The sequence below is a fragment of the Streptomyces sp. NPDC031365 genome (assembly GCF_055569765.1).
Window position 1 is genome coordinate 24,632 of sequence record NZ_JBVIIM010000015.1, and the last position, 17,974, is coordinate 42,605.

A 17,974-nucleotide genomic window follows, 5' to 3' on the forward strand; every position below is an offset into this window, starting at 1 on the left:
CCCTGGGGCAGACTGCGCACGTGAGCGCCATCGTGTTCAGTGCCGCCGGATCACTCGCCGCCTGGCTGTGGCTGCTGCTCTGCCAGGGCTGGTTCTGGCGTACCGACGTCCGGCTCCCCCCGCTGCGGGACCCGGACACGTGGCCGGACGTGTGCGTCGTCGTGCCCGCGCGTGACGAGGCGGCGGTGCTGCCCGCGAGCCTGCCGTCGGTCCTCGCCCAGGACTATCCGGGCCGGGCCGAGGTCTTCCTCGTCGACGACGGCAGCACGGACGGCACCGGAGAGCTCGCGCGCGAGCTCGCGCGGCGGCACGGCGGGCTGCCGCTCACGGTGGGCTCTCCGGGCGAGCCGCCGGCCGGCTGGACCGGCAAGCTGTGGGCGATGCGGCACGGTATCGCCCTGGCACGCGCGCGTGACCCCGAGTATCTCCTGCTGACGGACGCCGACATCACGCACGCCCCGGACAGTCTGCGCCGGCTGGTGGCGGCCGCCCGTACCGGCGGGTTCGACGTCGTGTCGCAGATGGCCCGGCTGCGGGTGGAGAGCCGCTGGGAACGCGTGGTCGTGCCGGCCTTCGTCTACTTCTTCGCCCAGCTGTATCCGTTCCGTCGGATCAGGAAGGACGGCACGCGGACGGCGGCCGCGGCCGGTGGCTGTGTACTGCTGCGCGCCCGGGCCGCCGGGCGGGCGCGGATCCCGGATGCCGTCCGGCACGCCGTCATCGACGACGTGGCCCTCGCCCGCGCGGTCAAGCGGAGCGGCGGACGGATCTGGCTCGGACTCGCGGACGGTGTGGACAGCGTGCGTCCGTATCCGCGGCTGCGTGATCTGTGGCGCATGGTGTCGCGCAGCGCGTACGCACAACTGCGGCACAGTCCGCCGCTGCTGGCCACTGCGGTCGCCGGGCTGGCGCTGGTGTATCTGGTGCCGCCCGTCGCGGTGGCCGCCGGCGCGGTGACGGGGAGCGCGGTCGCCGCGGCCCTGGGTGCGGCGGCCTGGCTGGTGATGGCGGGCACCTACGTTCCGATGCTCCGTTACTACCGGCAGCCGGTGTGGCTCGCGCCGCTGCTCCCGTTCACCGCGTCGCTGTACCTCCTGATGACGGTGGACTCGGCGGTGCAGCACCACCGGGGGCGCGGTGCGGCCTGGAAGGGCCGCACCTACGCACGCCCAAAGGCCGTGACGGACGAGGGCTGACCGGCACTCACTTACGGCCGGGAGTCCAGTTCATGCCCCATCCGTAGGCGTAGTCGACGGTGCGCTGGGGGCTCACTCCGCGCTCCGGGACGAGGTAGCGGGCCTCGCGCTGGACGACGAGTTCGCCGCCGCCGGTGTTGGTGATCAGGGCGAGCGCGCAGACCGTCGAGGGGACGGTGCACTCGTCGAGGGAGAAGTCGATCGCCGCGCCGTGCTGCGGCTGGAGGGTGACCGTGGCATGCAGGTCGGCGAAGGAGCGGGCGCCCTCGTAGATGGTGACGAAGACGAGGATGCGCCGGAAGTCGTGCTTGTGGTCGAGGTTGACGGTGAGGTTCTCGCCGGTCGAGACAGCGCCGGTGCGGTCGTCGCCGTCCAGGTGGATGAACGGTGGTTGGTGCAGGGCCCCGAAGGCGTTGCCGAGGGCCTGGACGACACCCTTCCGGCCGTCGGTGAGTTCGAACAGGGCACACAGGTCGAGGTCGAGGTCGGAGTGCATGGCGACCGGGCGGCCCAGTTTCCCGGCCCAGCCGGAGAACTGCTTGCGCACCTGCCAGTTGAGGTTCACGTGCAGGGTGCCCGAGGTGCCGCCCTGTTTGGCCAGCGAGACCGAGGGGGCCGCCTTGGTGAGCGTGACCTTCGTCAGCCGGACCGGTGCGGGGGGTGCCGCCGGCGGGGGCGGGGCGGCCGGCGCGGCCGCTGGGGGTGGCGGCGCGGTGACCGGGGGCGCGACGGGCGGCACCGTGGCCGCCGGAGTCGGCGGGGCGGTGTGCTGCGGTTCGTCCACGGTGATGCCGTAGTCGGTGGCGAGGCCCTCGAGTCCGCTGCTGTAGCCCTGGCCGACGGCGCGGAACTTCCAGGCGCCCTGCCTCCGGTAGAACTCGCCGAGCACGAACGCCGTCTCCGTGGTGGCGCCCGCGCTGTCGAAGCGCGCCGCGGCGGTGCCGCTCACGGCCTCCTTGACCTCGATGTACAGATCCGGGACCTGCCCGAACGCGCCGCTGTCACAGGAGGCGGCCAGAATCACGGTCTCGATGCCGGGTTCCACACGTGTGAGGTCGACGAGCAGAGTGTCGGTCGTCCGGCCGCCGGTATTCCGTTTGCCCTCGTGCCGGACGGCGCCGGAGGAATGTGCGGGCTGGTTGTAGAAGACGAAGTCGCTGTCGGAACGGACCTTCCCGCCCGCCAGCAGAAGCGCCGACGCATCCGCGTCGGGTACGCCCGGACCGGAACGCCAGCCCACTTCCACCCGCAGCGCCGTGGTCGGCACCGGTGTGTTCGATCCCTTCGGCATTGACATGTCCGCCCCCATCACGGGTCGCCCGCGCCAGGCCAGGTCCCGGCATCCGTCGTTCTTCGTCCGCACAACCTATTCCCCCGGGCCGGGAACGCCCACGGGACGTACGCGGCAACGGGCGGCCAACCGCCGGTAACCACCCCGGAACTCGGCCTTTACAGGAAACAGACTCGCCAGATTGCCCGTTTCCCCCAAGTTCGCTCGTATTAGTGATCCCAGGTCACGGCGAGCACAGAAAACAACCCTCTTATCGGTCTCCCCAAAAGCACATCGTGGGCTTAACTTATGTGCCATGACCTCCCCCCGCTCCACTTATGGCGGCGGCTACTACTCCGCCTCCTTCCCGGACACTCCGATCTACGACTCGCTCGTGGCCGAGCGGGGCACCCCGCAGATCGCCCCGATCCGGGTCCCCGCCGCGTACGAGGCGCCGGCCGGTTATCTGCCCGCGCTTCCCTCGGCGCTGCCCGCCCTCCCGGCGGCTCCGTCCCAGCCCGCCTACGGCTATCCGCAAGCGCACCAGCCCGCGCCGCTGCAGCATGCGCATACGGCGTACATCCCGCAGCAGGCCGGCGCGCCGCGCGGTTACCCGGGCCCGCAGCCGCAGCCGCCGCGTCCGGCCCCGCCGGCCGGCTACGAGGCGATGCGTCCCGCGGCTCCCCGGCCGGCTCCGGCGCCGTACCAGGATCCGTACTACAGCCAGCAGTACCGCGGCGGGTACTGAGCCGCTCCGGGACCGTCGGTGCCGGGTGGCACGATGGCCCCATGGGGAACGCGCGTCTGCACTCGATTCACATTCATCCGGTCAAGGCCTTCCGGAGCCTGCCGCTCCGGGAGGTCGCCGTGGAGCCCTGGGGTCCGGCCGGGGACCGGCGCTGGATGCTGGTCGACGACGGGGGAAGGGTCGTCACACAGCGGCGCCATCAGCGTCTCGCGCTGGCCGCCGCCGAGCTTCTGCCCGGCGGCGGCGTCCGGCTGTCCGCGCCCGGCAAGGAGTCCGTGACGGCAGCGGTGCCGGCGCCCGGCAGGACCGTCCCGGTGGTCCTCTTCGGTGACAAGGTCGAAGCGGTGCCGGCCGAGGACGACGCCGTGCATGCCTGGTGCAGTGCCCACCTGGGCGTTCCGGTACGGCTCGTGCACCTGGACGATCCGGCCACGCGACGGCCGGTGGATCCCGGGTTCGCGCTGCCGGGCGAGACGGTCTCCTTCGCCGACGGCTATCCGCTTCTGCTCACCACGACCGCCTCCCTCGGAAGTCTCAACTCACTGATCGCCCAGGGAGAACACCGCGCCGAGGGCCCGCTGCCGATGAACCGCTTCCGGCCCAACGTGGTGATCGAGGGCACCGAACCCTGGGAGGAGGACCGGTGGACGCGCGTCACCATCGGTGAGGTCGCCTTCCGAGTCGCGAAACCGAGCGGCCGGTGCGTGGTGACCACCACGGACCAGCACACCGCCCGGCGCGGGAAGGAGCCCCTGCACACGCTGGCCACCCGTCAGCGACCCGCCGGGAAGCTCGTCTTCGGGCAGAACCTGGTGCCGCTCTCCCCCGGCACCATCCGGGTCGGCGACCGCGTGGAGACCGGGTAGCGGATCCGCCGCGGGCCGGGAACCGGTCCCCGGCGTCGTCCGTCGGCCTTCATGAGAGAACCGGCGAGAGGGTGCGGCGGTACGCGCGGTCAGCGGACTCCGGCGCCGGCGGCACAGTCCACTGTGCCGCGGGACCGATCTGGCCGAGGCCTGGCCGGCGCTCGCCACCCTGCTGTTCGCCGACCTCGCCGCCCCGGTGATCGGCTGCCTCGTCGCCCCAGTGATCGGCTGCCTCGTCGCCCGTCCGCCGGACACCGCCACGGCGGCGACGCACGCCGTGCTCGCCGGCATCGGCGCCGCACTGATCGCCGCGGGACCGGCGGAGGGCCGCACAGGGCTGATCGTCCGGCGCATGGTCCGTCGCCGGTACGCCCGCCCGGACCGGGCGTGGGACAAGGCGGGCCCGGACCGGGACAGGGCCGGAGCCCACAGCTGACGGCGTTCCCGCTCCGGTCAACCCGGTGCCCGCGCGCACGCTACGGTGGTCCGGCCGAACCGATCGGCGAGAGCAAGGGCGGGAACGAGCCATCAGTACGACAAGGTGGGGGCACAGCTCAGCCATGGCACAGGGCACGGTCCAGGTGACGCACACCGGCACATCGAGGTGGCGCCGCCGCACGGGTGAGTACGCATCGCTCGCCGCCGCCCTGGAGGCCGCGGCCGAGGGCGACGTCCTCACCGTCGCTCCCGGCACCTACCGGGAGAATCTCGTCGTCCAGCGGGCGGTGACGCTGCGCGGCCCGGAGGGCGCGCCCGGCGCGGTGCGGATCGCACCCCCGGACGGTGTGCCGCTGACCGTGCGCGCCTCGGCGGTGGTGCGGGACCTGCATGTCGAGGGTCAGGACACCACCGCTCCCGCGGTGCTGGTCGAGGAGGGCACCCCGGAGCTGTGCGACATCCGCGTGGTCACCCGGTCCGCGGCCGGCATCGAGGTGCGCGGCGGCGCCCGGCCCTCGGTGCGCCGCTGTACGGTCGACAATCCGGCGGGCGTCGGCATCGCCGTACTGGACGGCGGGGGCGGGGTGTTCGAGGAGTGCGAGGTGGTGGCCGCGGGACAGGCGGGGGTCGCCGTGCGCGGCGGGGCACACCCACGCCTGGAGCGCTGCCGGGTGCACCACGCCGCGGGCTCGGGACTGACCGCGACCGGGGAGAACTCGGCGTTGGAGGCCATCGGCTGCGAGGTCTACGAAGTGCGGGGCAGCGGTGTCCAGGTGACCGGCCGCGCCACCGCACACCTCACCGACTGCGATGTGCACCGTACGACCGGGGACGGCGTCACCCTCGACACGGACGCGGTGCTGACACTGGACGACTGCCGGATCCATGACATCCCGGAGAACGCGGTCGACCTGCGGTCCCGCTCGATGCTCACCCTGACCCGCACCAGTGTGCGGCAGTTCGGCCGCAACGGTCTGTCGGTGTGGGACCCGGGCACGCGTGTGGACGCCAACCAGTGCGAGATCTTCGACAGCACGGGCGACTACCCGGCCGTGTGGGTGAGCGACGGCGCCACGGCCGTACTGGACTCCTGCCGGGTGCACGACGTGCCCGACGCGCTGTTCGTCCTCGACCGCGGTTCCCGCGCGGACGTCGTCGACAGCGATCTGTCGCAGGTGCGCAACACGGCCGTGTCGGTGAGCGACGGCGCCACCGCACAGCTCGACGACTGCCGGATCCGGGAGGCGGCGACCGGCGCCTGGTTCCGCGACCACGGCAGCGGCGGCACCCTCAGCAACTGCACCTTGGACGGCACCCAGACCGGTGTGATCGTCACCAAGGGCGCCGACCCGACCGTCGAGCGCTGCACGGTCGGCTCTCCCGCCGAGGCCGGCGTCTACGTCTCGGCCGGTGGGCGCGGGACCTTCGTGAACTGCCGGGTCACGGGCAGCGGCGGCTACGGCTTCCATGTGATCGACGGCAGCCGTACGACGCTGCGGAAGTGCCGTACGGAGCGCTGCTCGCGCGGTGGTTACGAGTTCGCCGAGGGCGCGGACGCGGCCTCCGGCTCGGGAGGTCCGGTCGTCGAGGACTGCACGAGCGACGAGAGCGGCAGCCCGGGGGCGCCCCTGGCACCGGAGCCGGCCGTGCAGAGGACGGCCCACTCCACCGGCCTGCTGAGCACGGTCCCGGCCGCCCGGACGACCGAGCCGGCACCGCCCGTCCCGCCCGTCCCCGGGCCGGAGACCCGCACGTCGAAGGCGGTACTCGGCGAACTCGACGCACTGGTGGGCCTGGAGAGCGTCAAGCGCGAGGTGCGGGCCCTCACCGACATGATCGAGGTGGGCCGGCGCCGGCAGCAGGCGGGGCTGAAGGCGGCGTCGGTCAAGCGGCATCTGGTGTTCACCGGCTCCCCCGGCACAGGCAAGACCACCGTCGCCCGTCTGTACGGCGAGATACTCGCTTCGCTCGGGGTGCTGGAGCAGGGGCACCTGGTCGAGGTGTCCCGGGTCGACCTGGTCGGCGAGCACATCGGCTCCACGGCGATCCGCACCCAGGAGGCGTTCGGGAAGGCGCACGGCGGTGTGCTGTTCATCGACGAGGCGTACGCGCTCTCCCCGGAGGACGCCGGGCGGGACTTCGGCAAGGAGGCCATCGACACCCTGGTGAAGCTGATGGAGGACCAGCGGGACTCGGTCGTGGTGATCGTGGCCGGTTACACGGCGGAGATGGAGCGGTTCCTGTCGGTCAACCCGGGCGTGGCGTCCCGTTTCTCACGGACGATCACCTTCGGCGACTACGGCCCCGAGGAACTGCTGCGGATCGTGCGGCAGCAGGCCGAGGAGCACGAGTACCGGCTGGCGCCGGGCGCCGCCGAGGCCCTGCTGACGTACTTCACCGAGCTCCCCAAGGGGCCCGCGTTCGGCAACGGCCGCACCGCGCGGCAGACTTTCGAGGCGATGGTCGAGCGGCACGCGAGCCGCGTGGCCCAGCTGGACGAGCCGACCACCGACGATCTGACCCTCCTGTACGCCGAGGACCTGCCCCCGCTTCCCTGAGCACGGCTCCCTCAGGACGGAGGGCCGCCGCCGGGCTCCCGCGTGTGCCGCGGCCCCGGTACCTCGGGCCGGAGACGGGCGAGCAGCCGGCGGCGTTCCTCGGCGAACGCCGGGTCGGCCTGGTAGTCGGAGTGGCCGAGGATCGGCGCGGGCAGCGGGTGGGTCTCGGTGCGGCCGTAGGCGAGGGGGTCCTTCAGAGCGGGGCGGTCCACGTCGGGTCCGCGGTCGCCGGGCAGCCTCATGGGACCGCCGATGGGGTCGGTGCGCCGGTGGAGGTTGCGCCAGCAGTCGACCTCCTGGTGCAGGAGGCCGAGTGCGTCCGGGCCGAAGTGTGCGGGGAACCAGCGGCCGTACAGCCGCTCCAGTGGGGATCCGTAGGTCAGCAGGGCGACACGCCTGCGGGTGGACGGCGGGAGCTGCCAGGCCGCGGCGGCGGCGAGGACGCTGCCCTGGGAATGGCCGGAGAGCACCAGGCGTCCGCCGGTGGACCGGGTCCAGGTGGCGATCCGCCAGGTCAGGTCGGGCACGGCGCGCTCGGCGTAGCAGGGCGGCGCGAAGGGGTGCGCGGCGCGCGGCCAGAAGGTGCCGACGTCCCACAGGATGCCGATGGTGCGCCGCGCGGAGGCGTCCTTGTAGGCGCGACGGCCCCAGGTGACGAAGAGTATGAAGCCGAGTCCGATCAGCCAGGAGCCCAGCGCCTGCGCGGTCTCGGCGGCGCCGTGGACGACGGCGTACGACCCCCGCGCCGCCTCGCCGGGTGTCCTGTTGGTGACGAGGGCGCCGACGAGGGCGCCGGCGCCCAGCAGCAGGGTGGCGGTGGAGGTGACGGCGAGGATGCGCGGTCCCCGGTCGGTGAGGGCGGCCATCGCGCGTACGGAGGCGATGCGGCGGGTGCGGCCGGGGTCGCCCGTCTCGCCGGCGTACTCGCGTTCCACCGCGGCCCGTTCCTCGCGGGCGATCCGCACGGCGCGCCGGGCGAGCCAGCCGCACATCACCAGCACGAGGACGAGCAGCGGTGGGATCACGGATGCCTGCCAGGTGAGGAGCACCGGCGGCCCGGGCATCGAGGTGCCGGTGCCGTCCAGCCAGTCGGACACCCGTTGCGAGACCCCGCCGGACATCACTCCGCCCAGCGCGCAGGCGAGCATGGCGACGGCCGGTCCGGCCAGGCCCCGCATCGCGGCGCGCCGGTCGGGGTCGGTGCGGTACAGGGTGTGGGCGACCCCGGCGAGGACGATCACCAGCAGGCCCTGCGCGAGGGCGAGGGCACCGAAGGTGGCGTCGCCCGGCAGCCGGCCCGACGACTCCCACCCGGGGCGCTCCCATCCCGCGTACAGCAGGGCGAGCGCGAGCAGGACGAGGGCGGCGAGGGGCAGACAGCGCACCAGGCGCCGGTCGGGCTCGCCGTCCGGCCGGCGTTCGCTGCGGCCCCGGCGGCAGACCACCCACACCACGGTCCCCGCCCCCAGGGCCAGTAGCGCCTCGAGGATCACACCGAGAACGGCCAGGACGGCGGGACCGCCCGGCTCACGGTCGTAGCGGGCGGCGGCGGAGCCGACGGCGGCGGCGACCGTCAGCAGTCCGGCGGCGGTGTGCGCGGCGCGCAGCCGGGCGACCAGGCGCCGGCCGTACCAGAAGCCGGGCCGGCCCAGCGCGGTGGGGACGCCGTCCTCCTCGGGCCCCGGGTCATGGGTCATCGGCTGCTGGGATTCGTACGCGCTCCAGGTGCGCAGGGACAGGAACCACAGCAGGCCGGTGAGGGCGGTGGGCACCAGGGCGGCGAGCGCGAGCCGGCGGCCCGGCGTGCTCCACCAGCCGCCGTCGGACCACACGGGCGAGAGGAAGCCCAGCCAGGAATGCCGGTCGGCGCACGCGCGGGTCCCCGCGCACTGCCATGCGGTCAGGTCGAGGGCGACCTCGCAGGCGGCCGCGACGAGCAGCACCGTCAGGCTCAGTGCGGCCAGGCGCACCAGCAGGCCGTAGAGCCGGACGGTGCGCCGGCGTCCGCGGGCGGTGGGGCGCATCCAGTGGGCGAGGTTGACCACCATGAACGGGAGCAGCAGCAGCCACAGGGCGCGGGTGCCGTTCCCCGAGGTGAGGTTGCACCAGACGTATGCCTCGCGGACGGGCTCCTCGCGGCGGCCGGCGGGCTGCCGCTCCGCGTCGGTGTCGTCGGCGCGGCGGAACACGGCCGCGATGCGGTCACCGGTGATCCTGACCGTGCGCGGATCGTCGAGCATCTCCTCGGGGGTGGTGCCGCCCACCCCGTGGACCAGGAGTTCCAGGGCGGTTCCGGGCTCCCCGGACCGGGGGCCGGGACCGTCGGGCCCCTCGGCCGGTCTGTGTCGCTGCGCGCTCTCCACCGATTCGCACTTCCCCGTGACGTCCCGTCGGCTCCGTCCGTGCGCGCACAGGATCTCCCGCGGTGGGACGGCTGACACCTCTCGTCACGTAATCTCCCCGATCCGTGTGACACGCAAGCACCGGCACCCGAACAGTGACATGCTCGCGACGAAAGACCGGTGGCGCCGTCCGGGGTCCGGCATGCGAGGATGGGAGGTCCGCGCACCGGTGCCGGGAGGGGATCCGCTCGTCGTACTGGGTGCGTGAGGCGTGTCGGAGGCTTTGCGGCGAAAGGACCGGAGCGTACGTGAGCGAGAATCAGAACCTGCTCGCGGAGCAGCGGCGCACCCTGATCCTCGACGAGGTCCGGCGCCGGGGCGGCGTCCGGGTCAACGAGCTGACCCGCAAGCTCGGCGTGTCGGACATGACGGTCCGCCGCGACCTCGACGCGCTGGCCCGGCAGGGCGTCCTGGAGAAGGTGCACGGCGGCGCGGTCCCGGTGGTCGAGGCGAGCACGCACGAACCGGGGTTCGAAGCCAAGTCCGGCCTGGAGCTGACCGCCAAGGAAGACATCGCGCGGGCGGCGGCCGGACTGGTCGCCCCCGGTGCGGCGCTCGCGCTCTCTGGCGGTACGACGACGTTCGCGCTGGCGCATCAGCTGATCGACGTCCCCGATCTCACGGTGGTCACCAACTCGGTGCGGGTGGCGGACGTCTTCCACGCGGCGCAGCGCACCTCGGGACCCCGGCAGGGCGCGGCCACGGTCGTCCTGACGGGCGGGGTGCGCACGCCGTCCGATTCACTGGTGGGGCCGGTGGCCGACCAGGCGATCGCGGCGCTCCACTTCGACCTGCTGTTCCTCGGGGTGCACGGGATATCGGTCGAGGCGGGACTGTCGACGCCGAACCTCGCGGAGGCCGAGACCAACCGGCGCCTGGTGCAGTCGGCCCGGCGGGTGGTCGTGGTCGCCGACCACACCAAGTGGGGGACGGTGGGGCTCAGTTCGTTCGCCTCTCTGGAGCAGGTCGACACCCTCGTCACCGACTCCGGGCTGCCCGAGAGGGCGCGCGCGGAGGTGTCCGAGCATCTGCGTCACCTGGTGGTGGCGGGCGAGCCCGAGGCCTCCGCGGAGACCGCCGGCACCTGACGGGACGCCAGAAGGCGACTCCGCGCGCTACGTTGCCCGCCCGCACAGGAAGCCGGCATCAGTCGAGGGGGATACATTCATGGCTCACCGTCTGCGCCCCGTGGGGCACGAGTTCGTCGGGTCCGCACCCGTGCGTCTGGTCTTCGAGCGGGAGATCTCCGCCGCGCCGGAGCAGATCTTCCGCGCGCTGGCCGAGGACGTGACCGGCTGGCCGGAGTGGTTCGGCCCGGTCGCACTGGCCCGTCCCCTCGACGGCGGCGCGGCGCGGGAGGTCCGCCTGCGTGGCGGGGCCCGGTTCCGCGAGACCATCCTGGTGGCGGCGGCGTCCGAGGTGTACGCCTATCGCGTCGACGTGACCAATGTGCCGGGCGCCCGTGCGCTGGCCGAGGAGTGGCGGCTCGCCCCGGCCGGGACGGGGACGCGGGTGCGGTGGACGATGGCGGGCGACGGCACGGCGCCGTTCCGGCTCGCGCTGAAGGCCGCCCGGCCCGGGCTGGCGCGGACGTTCCGCGACGCGGTGACATCGCTGGACCGGCGGCTGGCGAGGTAGCGCTCAGCCCGGCCAGACGCCGGTCCGCAGCAGGGACTCGACCGCCATCGAGTACGGCGCGATGTCCAGACCCTGCTCGGCCAGCCAGGCGTCCGAGTAGTACTTGTCCAGGTAGCGGTCCCCCGGGTCGCACAGCAACGTCACCACGCTTCCCCGCCGGCCCTCCGCGACCATCTCCGCGACGAGCTTCAGCGCGCTCCACAGACCGGTGCCGGTGGAGCCGCCCGCCTTGCGGCCGATGACCCCCTCCAGGGCCCGCACCGCGGCCACACTGGCCGCGTCGGGCACCTTCATCATCCGGTCGACCGCACCGGGCACGAAGCTCGGCTCCATACGCGGCCGGCCGATGCCCTCGATACGGGAGCCGCGGTCACAGGCGACGTCCGGATCACCGGTCGTCCAGCCCTCGAAGAAGCACGAGTTCTCCGGGTCGGCAACACAGATGCGGGTGTCGTACTGCATGTAGTGGACGTAGCGCGCGAGGGTCGCGGAGGTGCCGCCGGTGCCGGCGGTGGCGACGATCCACGCCGGCTCCGGGAACCGCTCCAACTCCAGCTGACGGAAGATCGATTCGGCGATGTTGTTGTTGCCCCGCCAGTCCGTGGCCCGTTCGGCGTAGGTGAACTGGTCCATGTAGTGGCCGCCGGTGTCCGCCGCGAGGGCGGCGGAGGCCTCGTACATCGTGCGGGGGTCGTCCACGAAGTGGCACCGTCCGCCATGGAACTCGATCAGGCGGCACTTCTCGGCGCTCGTCGTGCGCGGCATGACCGCGATGAAGGGCACACCGATCAGCTTCGCGAAGTACGCCTCCGACACGGCCGTGGAACCGCTGGACGCCTCGATCACCGGGCGGCCCGGACGGATCCAGCCATTACAGAGCCCGTACAGGAAGAGCGACCGGGCCAGCCGGTGCTTGAGGCTGCCGGTCGGGTGGGTCGACTCGTCCTTCAGGTAGAGGTCGATGCCCCACCGCTCGGGAAGCGGAAAGCGCAGCAGATGGGTGTCGGCCGAGCGGTTGGCGTCGGCCTGGACCCTGCGCACGGCCTCTTTCAGCCAGGTCCGGTAGGCGGAGTCACTGTGATCGGCGTCGAGGGTGGCGCCGGTCAGGGTCTGTTGGGGGGTGCTCACGACAGGGCTCCTTACGCTGAGCGCCGACGGGCGTCCCGCGCGGCCGGTACCCCGATCATAGGCACCATCCGCACCACCTCTCACCTGCATAAACACTCCTTTGAGCGCCTCAAAGGCACCCCTGGGGCCCGGGCGCAAGGGCGCATTGGCGCGAGTGCCCCCACGCTCCGGGGATCAGGGGTGCGCGTACTGGTGCTCGGCGGCGGGTGGGGGCAGACTGCACCGGCGGGAGCAAGGGCACACTGGATCCGGGCGGGAGCCGGCCCGCGGAGCACGGTCCGGCACACCGACGCGCACAAGAGGGCGGGTGGCATGGCGGAGGCGGAGTTCACGGCCACGGGCGTGCGGATCGGCAAGCGGCTGCGTTCGCTCACCCGGGCCGGGCAGGTCCGGATCAGCGGCGGCCGGCTGGAGTTGCTCACCAGCTACGGCAGTGAGATCGACAGCGCGCCGGTGCAGGCGGTACGCGCGACCAAGCCGTGGTTCGCGCCCGAGGACCGCGCGCTGGCGGACCTCAACGGCAACCGGTACCTGCTCACCCTCGGCGACCACGATCCCGCGCCGGGTGAGCCCGGTCCGCCGGCCGCCCGCCGTTTCATCGAGGCAGTCCGCCGGGCGTCGGGGCGCGGCGCCTGAGATGTCCGCGAGTTGCGCCACCCCGTCCGCTGCGCCACGCTGGTCCCACATCACTCTGGGTTTACCGGCGATAACGCTGCGAACCAGCCCGCCGGCCACGACAGCAGGCGGCAGCGTCACGCAGGCGCCCTGCTGGATCCGTACTCCGTGTTCTTCCGGACCTCACGTCGGGGAGTCGCAGCCGTGATCAGTCATCCGAGCAGGCACTGCACGGTGGAGCTCCAAGCCCTGCCGTCGCGGATCGGCCAGGTCCGCAGAATCGTATCTGCGCAGTTGCGCTACTGGCATATGGATTCGTTGATAGACCGGGCCTCGCTCGGTGTGACAGAGCTGTTGTCGAATGTCCACCGGCATGCCCGGCCCGACAAGACGTGCACCGTCGAGATGGAGCTGCTGCTCGACCGGCTCAAGGTCTCGGTGTACGACCATGATCCGCGTCTTCCGGTCGTGGCGGACGCCGGACCGCTCGCCACCTGCGGGCGAGGGCTGGCGATGGTGGCCGCGATGAGCGAGAGCTGGGGCGTCGTGCCGGACGGTGATTCCGGCAAGGTCGTGTGGTTCACGCTGCCGGCGCCGTCCGCGGACGCCCCGGCCGCCTGGGACCGACGCCCGCTGCTCACGGCCGCCGAGCCCGTGGATCACCGGTTCGCGGAGGTCACGTTCGCCGAGGACCACAGGCCCGAACGGGCCCCGGCCCGGTCGACCGTCGCGGGCTGACGGGCAATCGGTCGTTCACCCACCACGGGGCCGTCACGCGCCGTCGCCCACTCGGGCCGCCGTGCCTCCCTCGGTGACCCGTCACCGAGGGGGGTACCCCGGGGCGACGGGCTCCGGCCTCTTCGGGGCACCTCCCGCTCGAGCGGAGCCGCGAGTGGGGAGGCATCCCGGTGGGCACCGGGCTGCGCCACGCCCCGCCCCACGGCGCCCCACGGCGAATCGGCCGGCCGGAAGGCCGCGGCCACCCGGTCGAGGCCCGTACGGCGGTGTCACCGCCGTACCGTACGCCGTGACGGCGCCGGCGCCCGGGCGGCGGTCCGGGTGCCGATGGCCGTGGTCGTCACGGAAGGTCATGCGGCACCGTCCTTGCCGGTACGGCCGAACTGCTCGTCCAGGACGGACAGCCGTCGCCAGTACTCGTCCTCGTCGATCTCGCCGGAGGCAAAGCGGTGACCGAGCACCGCGATGGGCGAGTTGTGGTCCACCGTGGGCCGGCCGGGTCCGGGACCACGACGTCCCCGCCACACCGTGCGGCGCAGCAGTGCGATGCCGCCGCCGATGGCCAGGGCCCAGATCACGGGGAAGAGCAGGATCCACGGGCCGGGCCCGCCGTCACCGAAGTGCGCCAGGGTCTGCATGATCGTTCAACTCCTCGGGTGCGCCGTCTCGTCGCTCCTTGCGCGACCATTCGAGCGTCGCCCCGGACGGAGGGCCGGGGCGTCGTACGGCCGGCGGCACTGTGCGTACCTCCCGGGGAGTAGGCGGCGGGCGGCTGCTTTCCCGTGCCCGGCACCGGAGGGCTCTCGTGGGACCGGCTGTCCCGGGAGAGTCGGTGGTGAACGCGGGGGAAGGCCTCCGGTGGATGCCCTGCGGCTCCGGCGCCGAGGCCGTTCCTCCACCACCGCGGGCGCTTCGACACCCCATTCGTCCGCGGGACAGGGCGTGGGGCTTCCCGTACACGCGAGGACCGCCCGCGGCCCGGCCGGGCGCGTCGGTCAGCCGGACGCCTGTGCGGTGTCCTTCATCGCACCCCAGCCGTGCCAGCGTTCGACCTCGATCAAGCCGCTGACCCGCGCCCGCCTCCGGTCCGGATACGGGTTGTCGGTGTAGTGCCGGGAGAGGCGGTCGATGTCGGCCAGACCCTCGTCGTCGTACAGGCCGGCCACGCGCCCGATCAGGGTGACATGGGTGTACCAGTCGTCCCCGGCGAGGATGGTGAGGGTGACGCGCGGGTCACGGCGGAGGTGCTGCAGGCGCACCCGGCCCTCGTCGAGGTTGATCAGCGCACGGCCGTCCTCCCAGAGGTACCAGGTGGGGGTGGAGACCGGCGCGCCGTCGGAGCGCAGCGTCGCCATGACGCAGGGGTTGGGCCTGCGCAGCAGGGCGTCGGCCTCGGGCGGCAGCGGGGGCTTGGACACTACGTACTCCTCGGCGTTCGTGGACGGTGCGGCGGGCCCGGGACTCAGACGGCGGGGCCGTCGTCGAAGCTGGCGAAGTAGGCGGCGGCCATGTCCTCGTCGCCGTGGCCCCGGCCGGCGGCCCGCTCCAGTCGTTCGGCGCTCGCGGCGGCCACGTCCAGGCGGACGCCGTGCTGCTCACCGGCCCGCACGATCAGTCTGGCGTCCTTGGCGGCGGTCGTCACGGCGAACTGCGCCGGGGACAGCCGCCCGTCCAGGATCATCCCGGCCTTGGCGCGCAGATAGCCCATGTCGAGCGGGCCGCCGGCGATGAGATCGAAGAACCCGCCCGGTGCGACATCGAGGGCCTTGGCCAGGGCGAGGGTCTCACCGGCCGCGGCGGTGGTGGCGACCACCCAGCTGTTCGCCACCAGTTTCAGGCGCGTGGCGCCGGCCGTCGCGCCGTCCTCCCCGGTCCACACGGTGCGGGCGCCCACGGCGTCGAACACCGGGATCACCCTGTCCCGGCCCTCGGCCGGCCCGGCGGCGAGCACGGTCAGCTGTCCGGCCTCGGCGGGCTGACGGGTGCCCAGGACCGGGGCGTCGTAGAAGAGCAGTCCGTGCTCACGGGCGAAGCCGGCCAGTTCGGCGGTGGCCTCGATCCCCGCGGTGGTGGACTGCGCCCAGACCGTTCCGGAGCGCAGGGCGGGGGCGGCCCGGCGCATGGTCTCCAGGGTGGCGGGGCCGTCGTACAGCATGGTCAGCACGACGTCGGCGGACTCGACCGCCTCGGCGGGGGTGTCCGCGATGTGCGCGCCGTCGGCGGCGAGCGGCTCGGCCTTGGCGCGCGTACGGTTCCAGGCCCGGACGGTGTGACCCGCACGGGCGAGGCTGCGGGCCATCGCCGCGCCCATGATGCCGGTGCCCAGGACGCTGACGGTGAGCTGGTCGGTCATGAGGTCGGCCTTCTGTGGGTGCGTCGAGTGGTCGTGGTCCTATCCCAGTGCCCCGAGAGGATCGTCCAGCACCGGCTGCCAGGCAAGTTCCGCCGCGCCGACCAGGCTGTTGTGGTCCAGTGTGCAGGCCAGAATGGGGACACCGCCGCTGCGGCCCCACAGACTGCGGTCGGCGACGACGGCGCGGAGCCGGTCCGGATCGGCCTCCAGCAGGGTGCGGTGCAGGCCGCCGAGGATGATCCGGTCCGGGTTGAGGATGTTGACCAGTCCGGCCAGGCCCAGGCCGAGCCGGTCGATGAGGCACTCGGTGGCGGTGCGTACGTCCGGGTCGTCGTACTGTCCGTGGATCAGGTCGTCGGCCTGCTTCAGCAGGGACATCTCGGGGCCCGGTGCCCGTCCCGCCGCGGTGAGCAGGGCCAGCGGGTCGGCCTCGACGTCGAGGCAGCCGCGGCTGCCGCAGTGACAGGGACGGCCCTCGGGGTTGACGGCGAGGTGGCCGACCTCCAGGGCGAGACCCGAACTGCCCGAGTGCAGGCGGCCGTCGAGCACCAGCGCCCCGCCCACCCCGCGGTGGCCGGTGGCCACGCAGAGCAGGTCGCGGGAGCCCCGCCCGGCGCCGTGCCGGTGTTCGGCGAGGGCGGCGAGGTTGACGTCATTGGCCGCGAAGGCGGGTCCGTCCAGGCCGGCCGCGCGCACCTGTTCCGCGAAGATCTCCCGTACCGGGGCCCCCGCTGGCCAGGCCAGGTGCAGGGGGTTGAGGGCGAGCCCCTCCGGCTCCGCCACCGCCGACGGCACGGCGAGCCCCGCGCCCACGCACCGCCGCCCGGTCTCCCGCAGCAGTTCGGCGCCGGCCGCGACGACGGAACCGAGGACCTTCGCCGGATCGGCGTCGACGACCTCGCAGCCGGGCGCCGTGGCGACGATACGGCCGCCGAGCCCGACCAACGCCGCCCGGAAACCGTCGGAGTGCACCTGCGCGGCGAGCGCCACGGGGCCGTCCCCGGCCACGGAGAGCCGGTGCGAGGGACGCCCCTGGGAACCGGCCGCCGCACCGGGCCGGGCATCGACCCTGATCAGCCCCAGCGCCTCCAGCTCGGCGGCGACCGCTCCGGCCGTCGCGCGGGTCACGCCGAGCTCGGCGGTGAGCACCGCGCGGGTCGGCGCGCGTCCGGTGTGCACGAGTTCCAGCGCGGGTCCGAGCGCGCCACGCCCCCGGTCCAGCCGCGTCCTGGAGGTGGTCCCTTTCCCCGCCGGCCGGGGGTCCGCCTTCCCGCTCATGAAGGCGAGTCTCCCATGATCCGCAGGTGGCGCCGACTACAGGCCGCTGACCCGCAGCGTGATGTTCAGTCGTCCGGTCAGCCCCAACTCCGGCGGCCCGGTGCCCGCGTGCACCCGGGGAACGCCGTGGTAGGCGAGCCGGGACGGACCGCCGAAGACGAACAGGTCGCCGCTGCGCAGTTCCACGTCCGTGTACGGGCGGGTCCGGGCCCGGGGATTGCCGAAGCGGAAGACGCAGGTGTCGCCGAGACTCAGCGACACCACCGGGGCGTCCGCCTTTTCGTCGCCGTCCCGGTGCATGCCCATACGTGCGTCGGCATCGTAGAAGTTGACCAGCGCGATGTCGTGACCGGTCCCTCGCGCGGCGTCCTCGCCCAGCGCGTCGGTCACCGCGCGGCGGCCCAGTTGACCGAGCCGCCCGGGAAAGGGCTTCACCGGCGCGCCGTCGCCGTCGACGACGGTGCGGGCATAGCCGTACGGGTACCAGTGCCACCCGAGGCACACCTGGCGGGCGGTCATGGTGCCGCCGCCCGGCGTGCGGACGGTACGCAGTCCGGCGGGCGGCCGGGCCCATTCCCTGCAGGCATCCAGCAGTTCGCGCTGCTCCCGCGCGTCCAGCCAGTCCGGTACGTGCACCGCGCCCGGCGCGATCTCGCTCCGTGTCCTGGGGAACAGCCCGGTGTCCATGCCTCCATCCTCCCCGGGACCCGCCGATCCGGTGCTCGGCTAGCCTGGTCGGACGATGA

General features: G+C 73.3%; 17 protein-coding genes. 9 read left to right on the plus strand and 8 right to left on the minus strand.

Annotated features, from left to right (window positions below; translation table 11 throughout):
• The first annotated feature begins 2 nt into the window (after positions 1-2).
• Positions 3-1,196: a glycosyltransferase gene (locus ACZ5C2_RS22025; protein ID WP_468793847.1), complete on the plus strand. Its 1,194-nt coding sequence runs from the start codon at positions 3-5 to the stop codon at positions 1,194-1,196.
• 7 nt (positions 1,197-1,203) lie between these two features.
• On the opposite strand, the gene ACZ5C2_RS22030 is transcribed toward ACZ5C2_RS22025, so the two are convergent.
• A complete protein-coding gene (locus ACZ5C2_RS22030) occupies positions 1,204-2,487 on the minus strand; it encodes a TerD family protein (protein WP_468793850.1) in 1,284 nt (427 codons plus the stop codon).
• A gap of 295 nt (positions 2,488-2,782) precedes the next feature.
• Here ACZ5C2_RS22030 and ACZ5C2_RS22035 point away from each other — a divergent pair, with 295 nt between their 5' ends.
• The 4 genes from ACZ5C2_RS22035 to ACZ5C2_RS22050 all read left to right on the plus strand — a co-directional run bounded on the left by ACZ5C2_RS22035 (position 2,783) and on the right by ACZ5C2_RS22050 (position 7,076).
• On the plus strand, positions 2,783-3,214 hold the full coding sequence (locus ACZ5C2_RS22035; protein WP_468793444.1) for a DUF6643 family protein: 432 nt from the start codon (positions 2,783-2,785) through the stop codon (positions 3,212-3,214).
• Positions 3,215-3,255: 41 nt separating this feature from the next.
• Positions 3,256-4,080 carry an MOSC domain-containing protein gene (locus ACZ5C2_RS22040; RefSeq protein ID WP_468793446.1) on the plus strand — a complete coding sequence of 275 codons (825 nt, stop codon included), beginning with the start codon at positions 3,256-3,258 and terminating at the stop codon, positions 4,078-4,080.
• A 121-nt stretch (positions 4,081-4,201) separates the two neighbouring features.
• Positions 4,202-4,516 carry a hypothetical protein gene (locus ACZ5C2_RS22045; protein ID WP_468793853.1) on the plus strand — a complete coding sequence of 105 codons (315 nt, stop codon included), beginning with the start codon at positions 4,202-4,204 and terminating at the stop codon, positions 4,514-4,516.
• A gap of 124 nt (positions 4,517-4,640) precedes the next feature.
• The gene (locus tag ACZ5C2_RS22050) at positions 4,641-7,076 is read left to right on the plus strand and encodes a right-handed parallel beta-helix repeat-containing protein (RefSeq protein ID WP_468793448.1); all 2,436 of its coding nucleotides are present in this window, start codon (positions 4,641-4,643) and stop codon (positions 7,074-7,076) included.
• 11 nt (positions 7,077-7,087) lie between these two features.
• Here ACZ5C2_RS22050 and ACZ5C2_RS22055 read toward each other — a convergent pair whose 3' ends face one another.
• Complete coding sequence (locus tag ACZ5C2_RS22055) at positions 7,088-9,439, minus strand: hypothetical protein (RefSeq protein WP_468793450.1); 2,352 nt, start codon at positions 9,437-9,439, stop codon at positions 7,088-7,090.
• 287 nt (positions 9,440-9,726) lie between these two features.
• Here ACZ5C2_RS22055 and ACZ5C2_RS22060 point away from each other — a divergent pair, with 287 nt between their 5' ends.
• Together ACZ5C2_RS22060 and ACZ5C2_RS22065 are read left to right on the plus strand one after the other, a co-directional pair.
• The gene (locus ACZ5C2_RS22060; RefSeq protein ID WP_468793452.1) at positions 9,727-10,566 is read left to right on the plus strand and encodes a DeoR/GlpR family DNA-binding transcription regulator; all 840 of its coding nucleotides are present in this window, start codon (positions 9,727-9,729) and stop codon (positions 10,564-10,566) included.
• A 79-nt stretch (positions 10,567-10,645) separates the two neighbouring features.
• On the plus strand, positions 10,646-11,116 hold the full coding sequence (locus tag ACZ5C2_RS22065) for an SRPBCC family protein (protein ID WP_468793454.1): 471 nt from the start codon (positions 10,646-10,648) through the stop codon (positions 11,114-11,116).
• Positions 11,117-11,119: 3 nt separating this feature from the next.
• On the opposite strand, the gene cds1 is transcribed toward ACZ5C2_RS22065, so the two are convergent.
• Entirely contained in the window at positions 11,120-12,244 is a 1,125-nt protein-coding gene (cds1, locus tag ACZ5C2_RS22070) for an L-cysteine desulfhydrase Cds1 (protein WP_468793456.1), read from the minus strand.
• A gap of 312 nt (positions 12,245-12,556) precedes the next feature.
• On the opposite strand from cds1, the gene ACZ5C2_RS22075 reads away from it, so the two are divergent.
• Both ACZ5C2_RS22075 and ACZ5C2_RS22080 read left to right on the plus strand, forming a co-directional pair.
• A complete protein-coding gene (locus ACZ5C2_RS22075; protein WP_468793458.1) occupies positions 12,557-12,880 on the plus strand; it encodes a hypothetical protein in 324 nt (107 codons plus the stop codon).
• A 183-nt stretch (positions 12,881-13,063) separates the two neighbouring features.
• The gene (locus tag ACZ5C2_RS22080; RefSeq protein WP_468793460.1) at positions 13,064-13,597 is read left to right on the plus strand and encodes an ATP-binding protein; all 534 of its coding nucleotides are present in this window, start codon (positions 13,064-13,066) and stop codon (positions 13,595-13,597) included.
• 350 nt (positions 13,598-13,947) lie between these two features.
• Here the strand turns inward: ACZ5C2_RS22080 and ACZ5C2_RS22085 are convergent, their stop codons facing one another.
• The 5 genes from ACZ5C2_RS22085 to ACZ5C2_RS22105 form a co-directional block, all read right to left on the minus strand.
• The gene (locus ACZ5C2_RS22085) at positions 13,948-14,235 is read right to left on the minus strand and encodes an SHOCT domain-containing protein (protein WP_468793462.1); all 288 of its coding nucleotides are present in this window, start codon (positions 14,233-14,235) and stop codon (positions 13,948-13,950) included.
• Positions 14,236-14,592: 357 nt separating this feature from the next.
• Positions 14,593-15,015: a PPOX class F420-dependent oxidoreductase gene (locus ACZ5C2_RS22090; RefSeq protein ID WP_468793464.1), complete on the minus strand. Its 423-nt coding sequence runs from the start codon at positions 15,013-15,015 to the stop codon at positions 14,593-14,595.
• 44 nt (positions 15,016-15,059) lie between these two features.
• Positions 15,060-15,950, minus strand: coding sequence for an NAD(P)-dependent oxidoreductase (locus ACZ5C2_RS22095; protein ID WP_468793466.1), 891 nt, complete (start codon positions 15,948-15,950; stop codon positions 15,060-15,062).
• A 39-nt stretch (positions 15,951-15,989) separates the two neighbouring features.
• A complete protein-coding gene (locus ACZ5C2_RS22100) occupies positions 15,990-17,228 on the minus strand; it encodes an ROK family protein (protein ID WP_468793468.1) in 1,239 nt (412 codons plus the stop codon).
• A gap of 36 nt (positions 17,229-17,264) precedes the next feature.
• The gene (locus ACZ5C2_RS22105; RefSeq protein ID WP_468793470.1) at positions 17,265-17,915 is read right to left on the minus strand and encodes an alpha-ketoglutarate-dependent dioxygenase AlkB family protein; all 651 of its coding nucleotides are present in this window, start codon (positions 17,913-17,915) and stop codon (positions 17,265-17,267) included.
• Between the last annotated feature and the right edge of the window lie 59 nt (positions 17,916-17,974).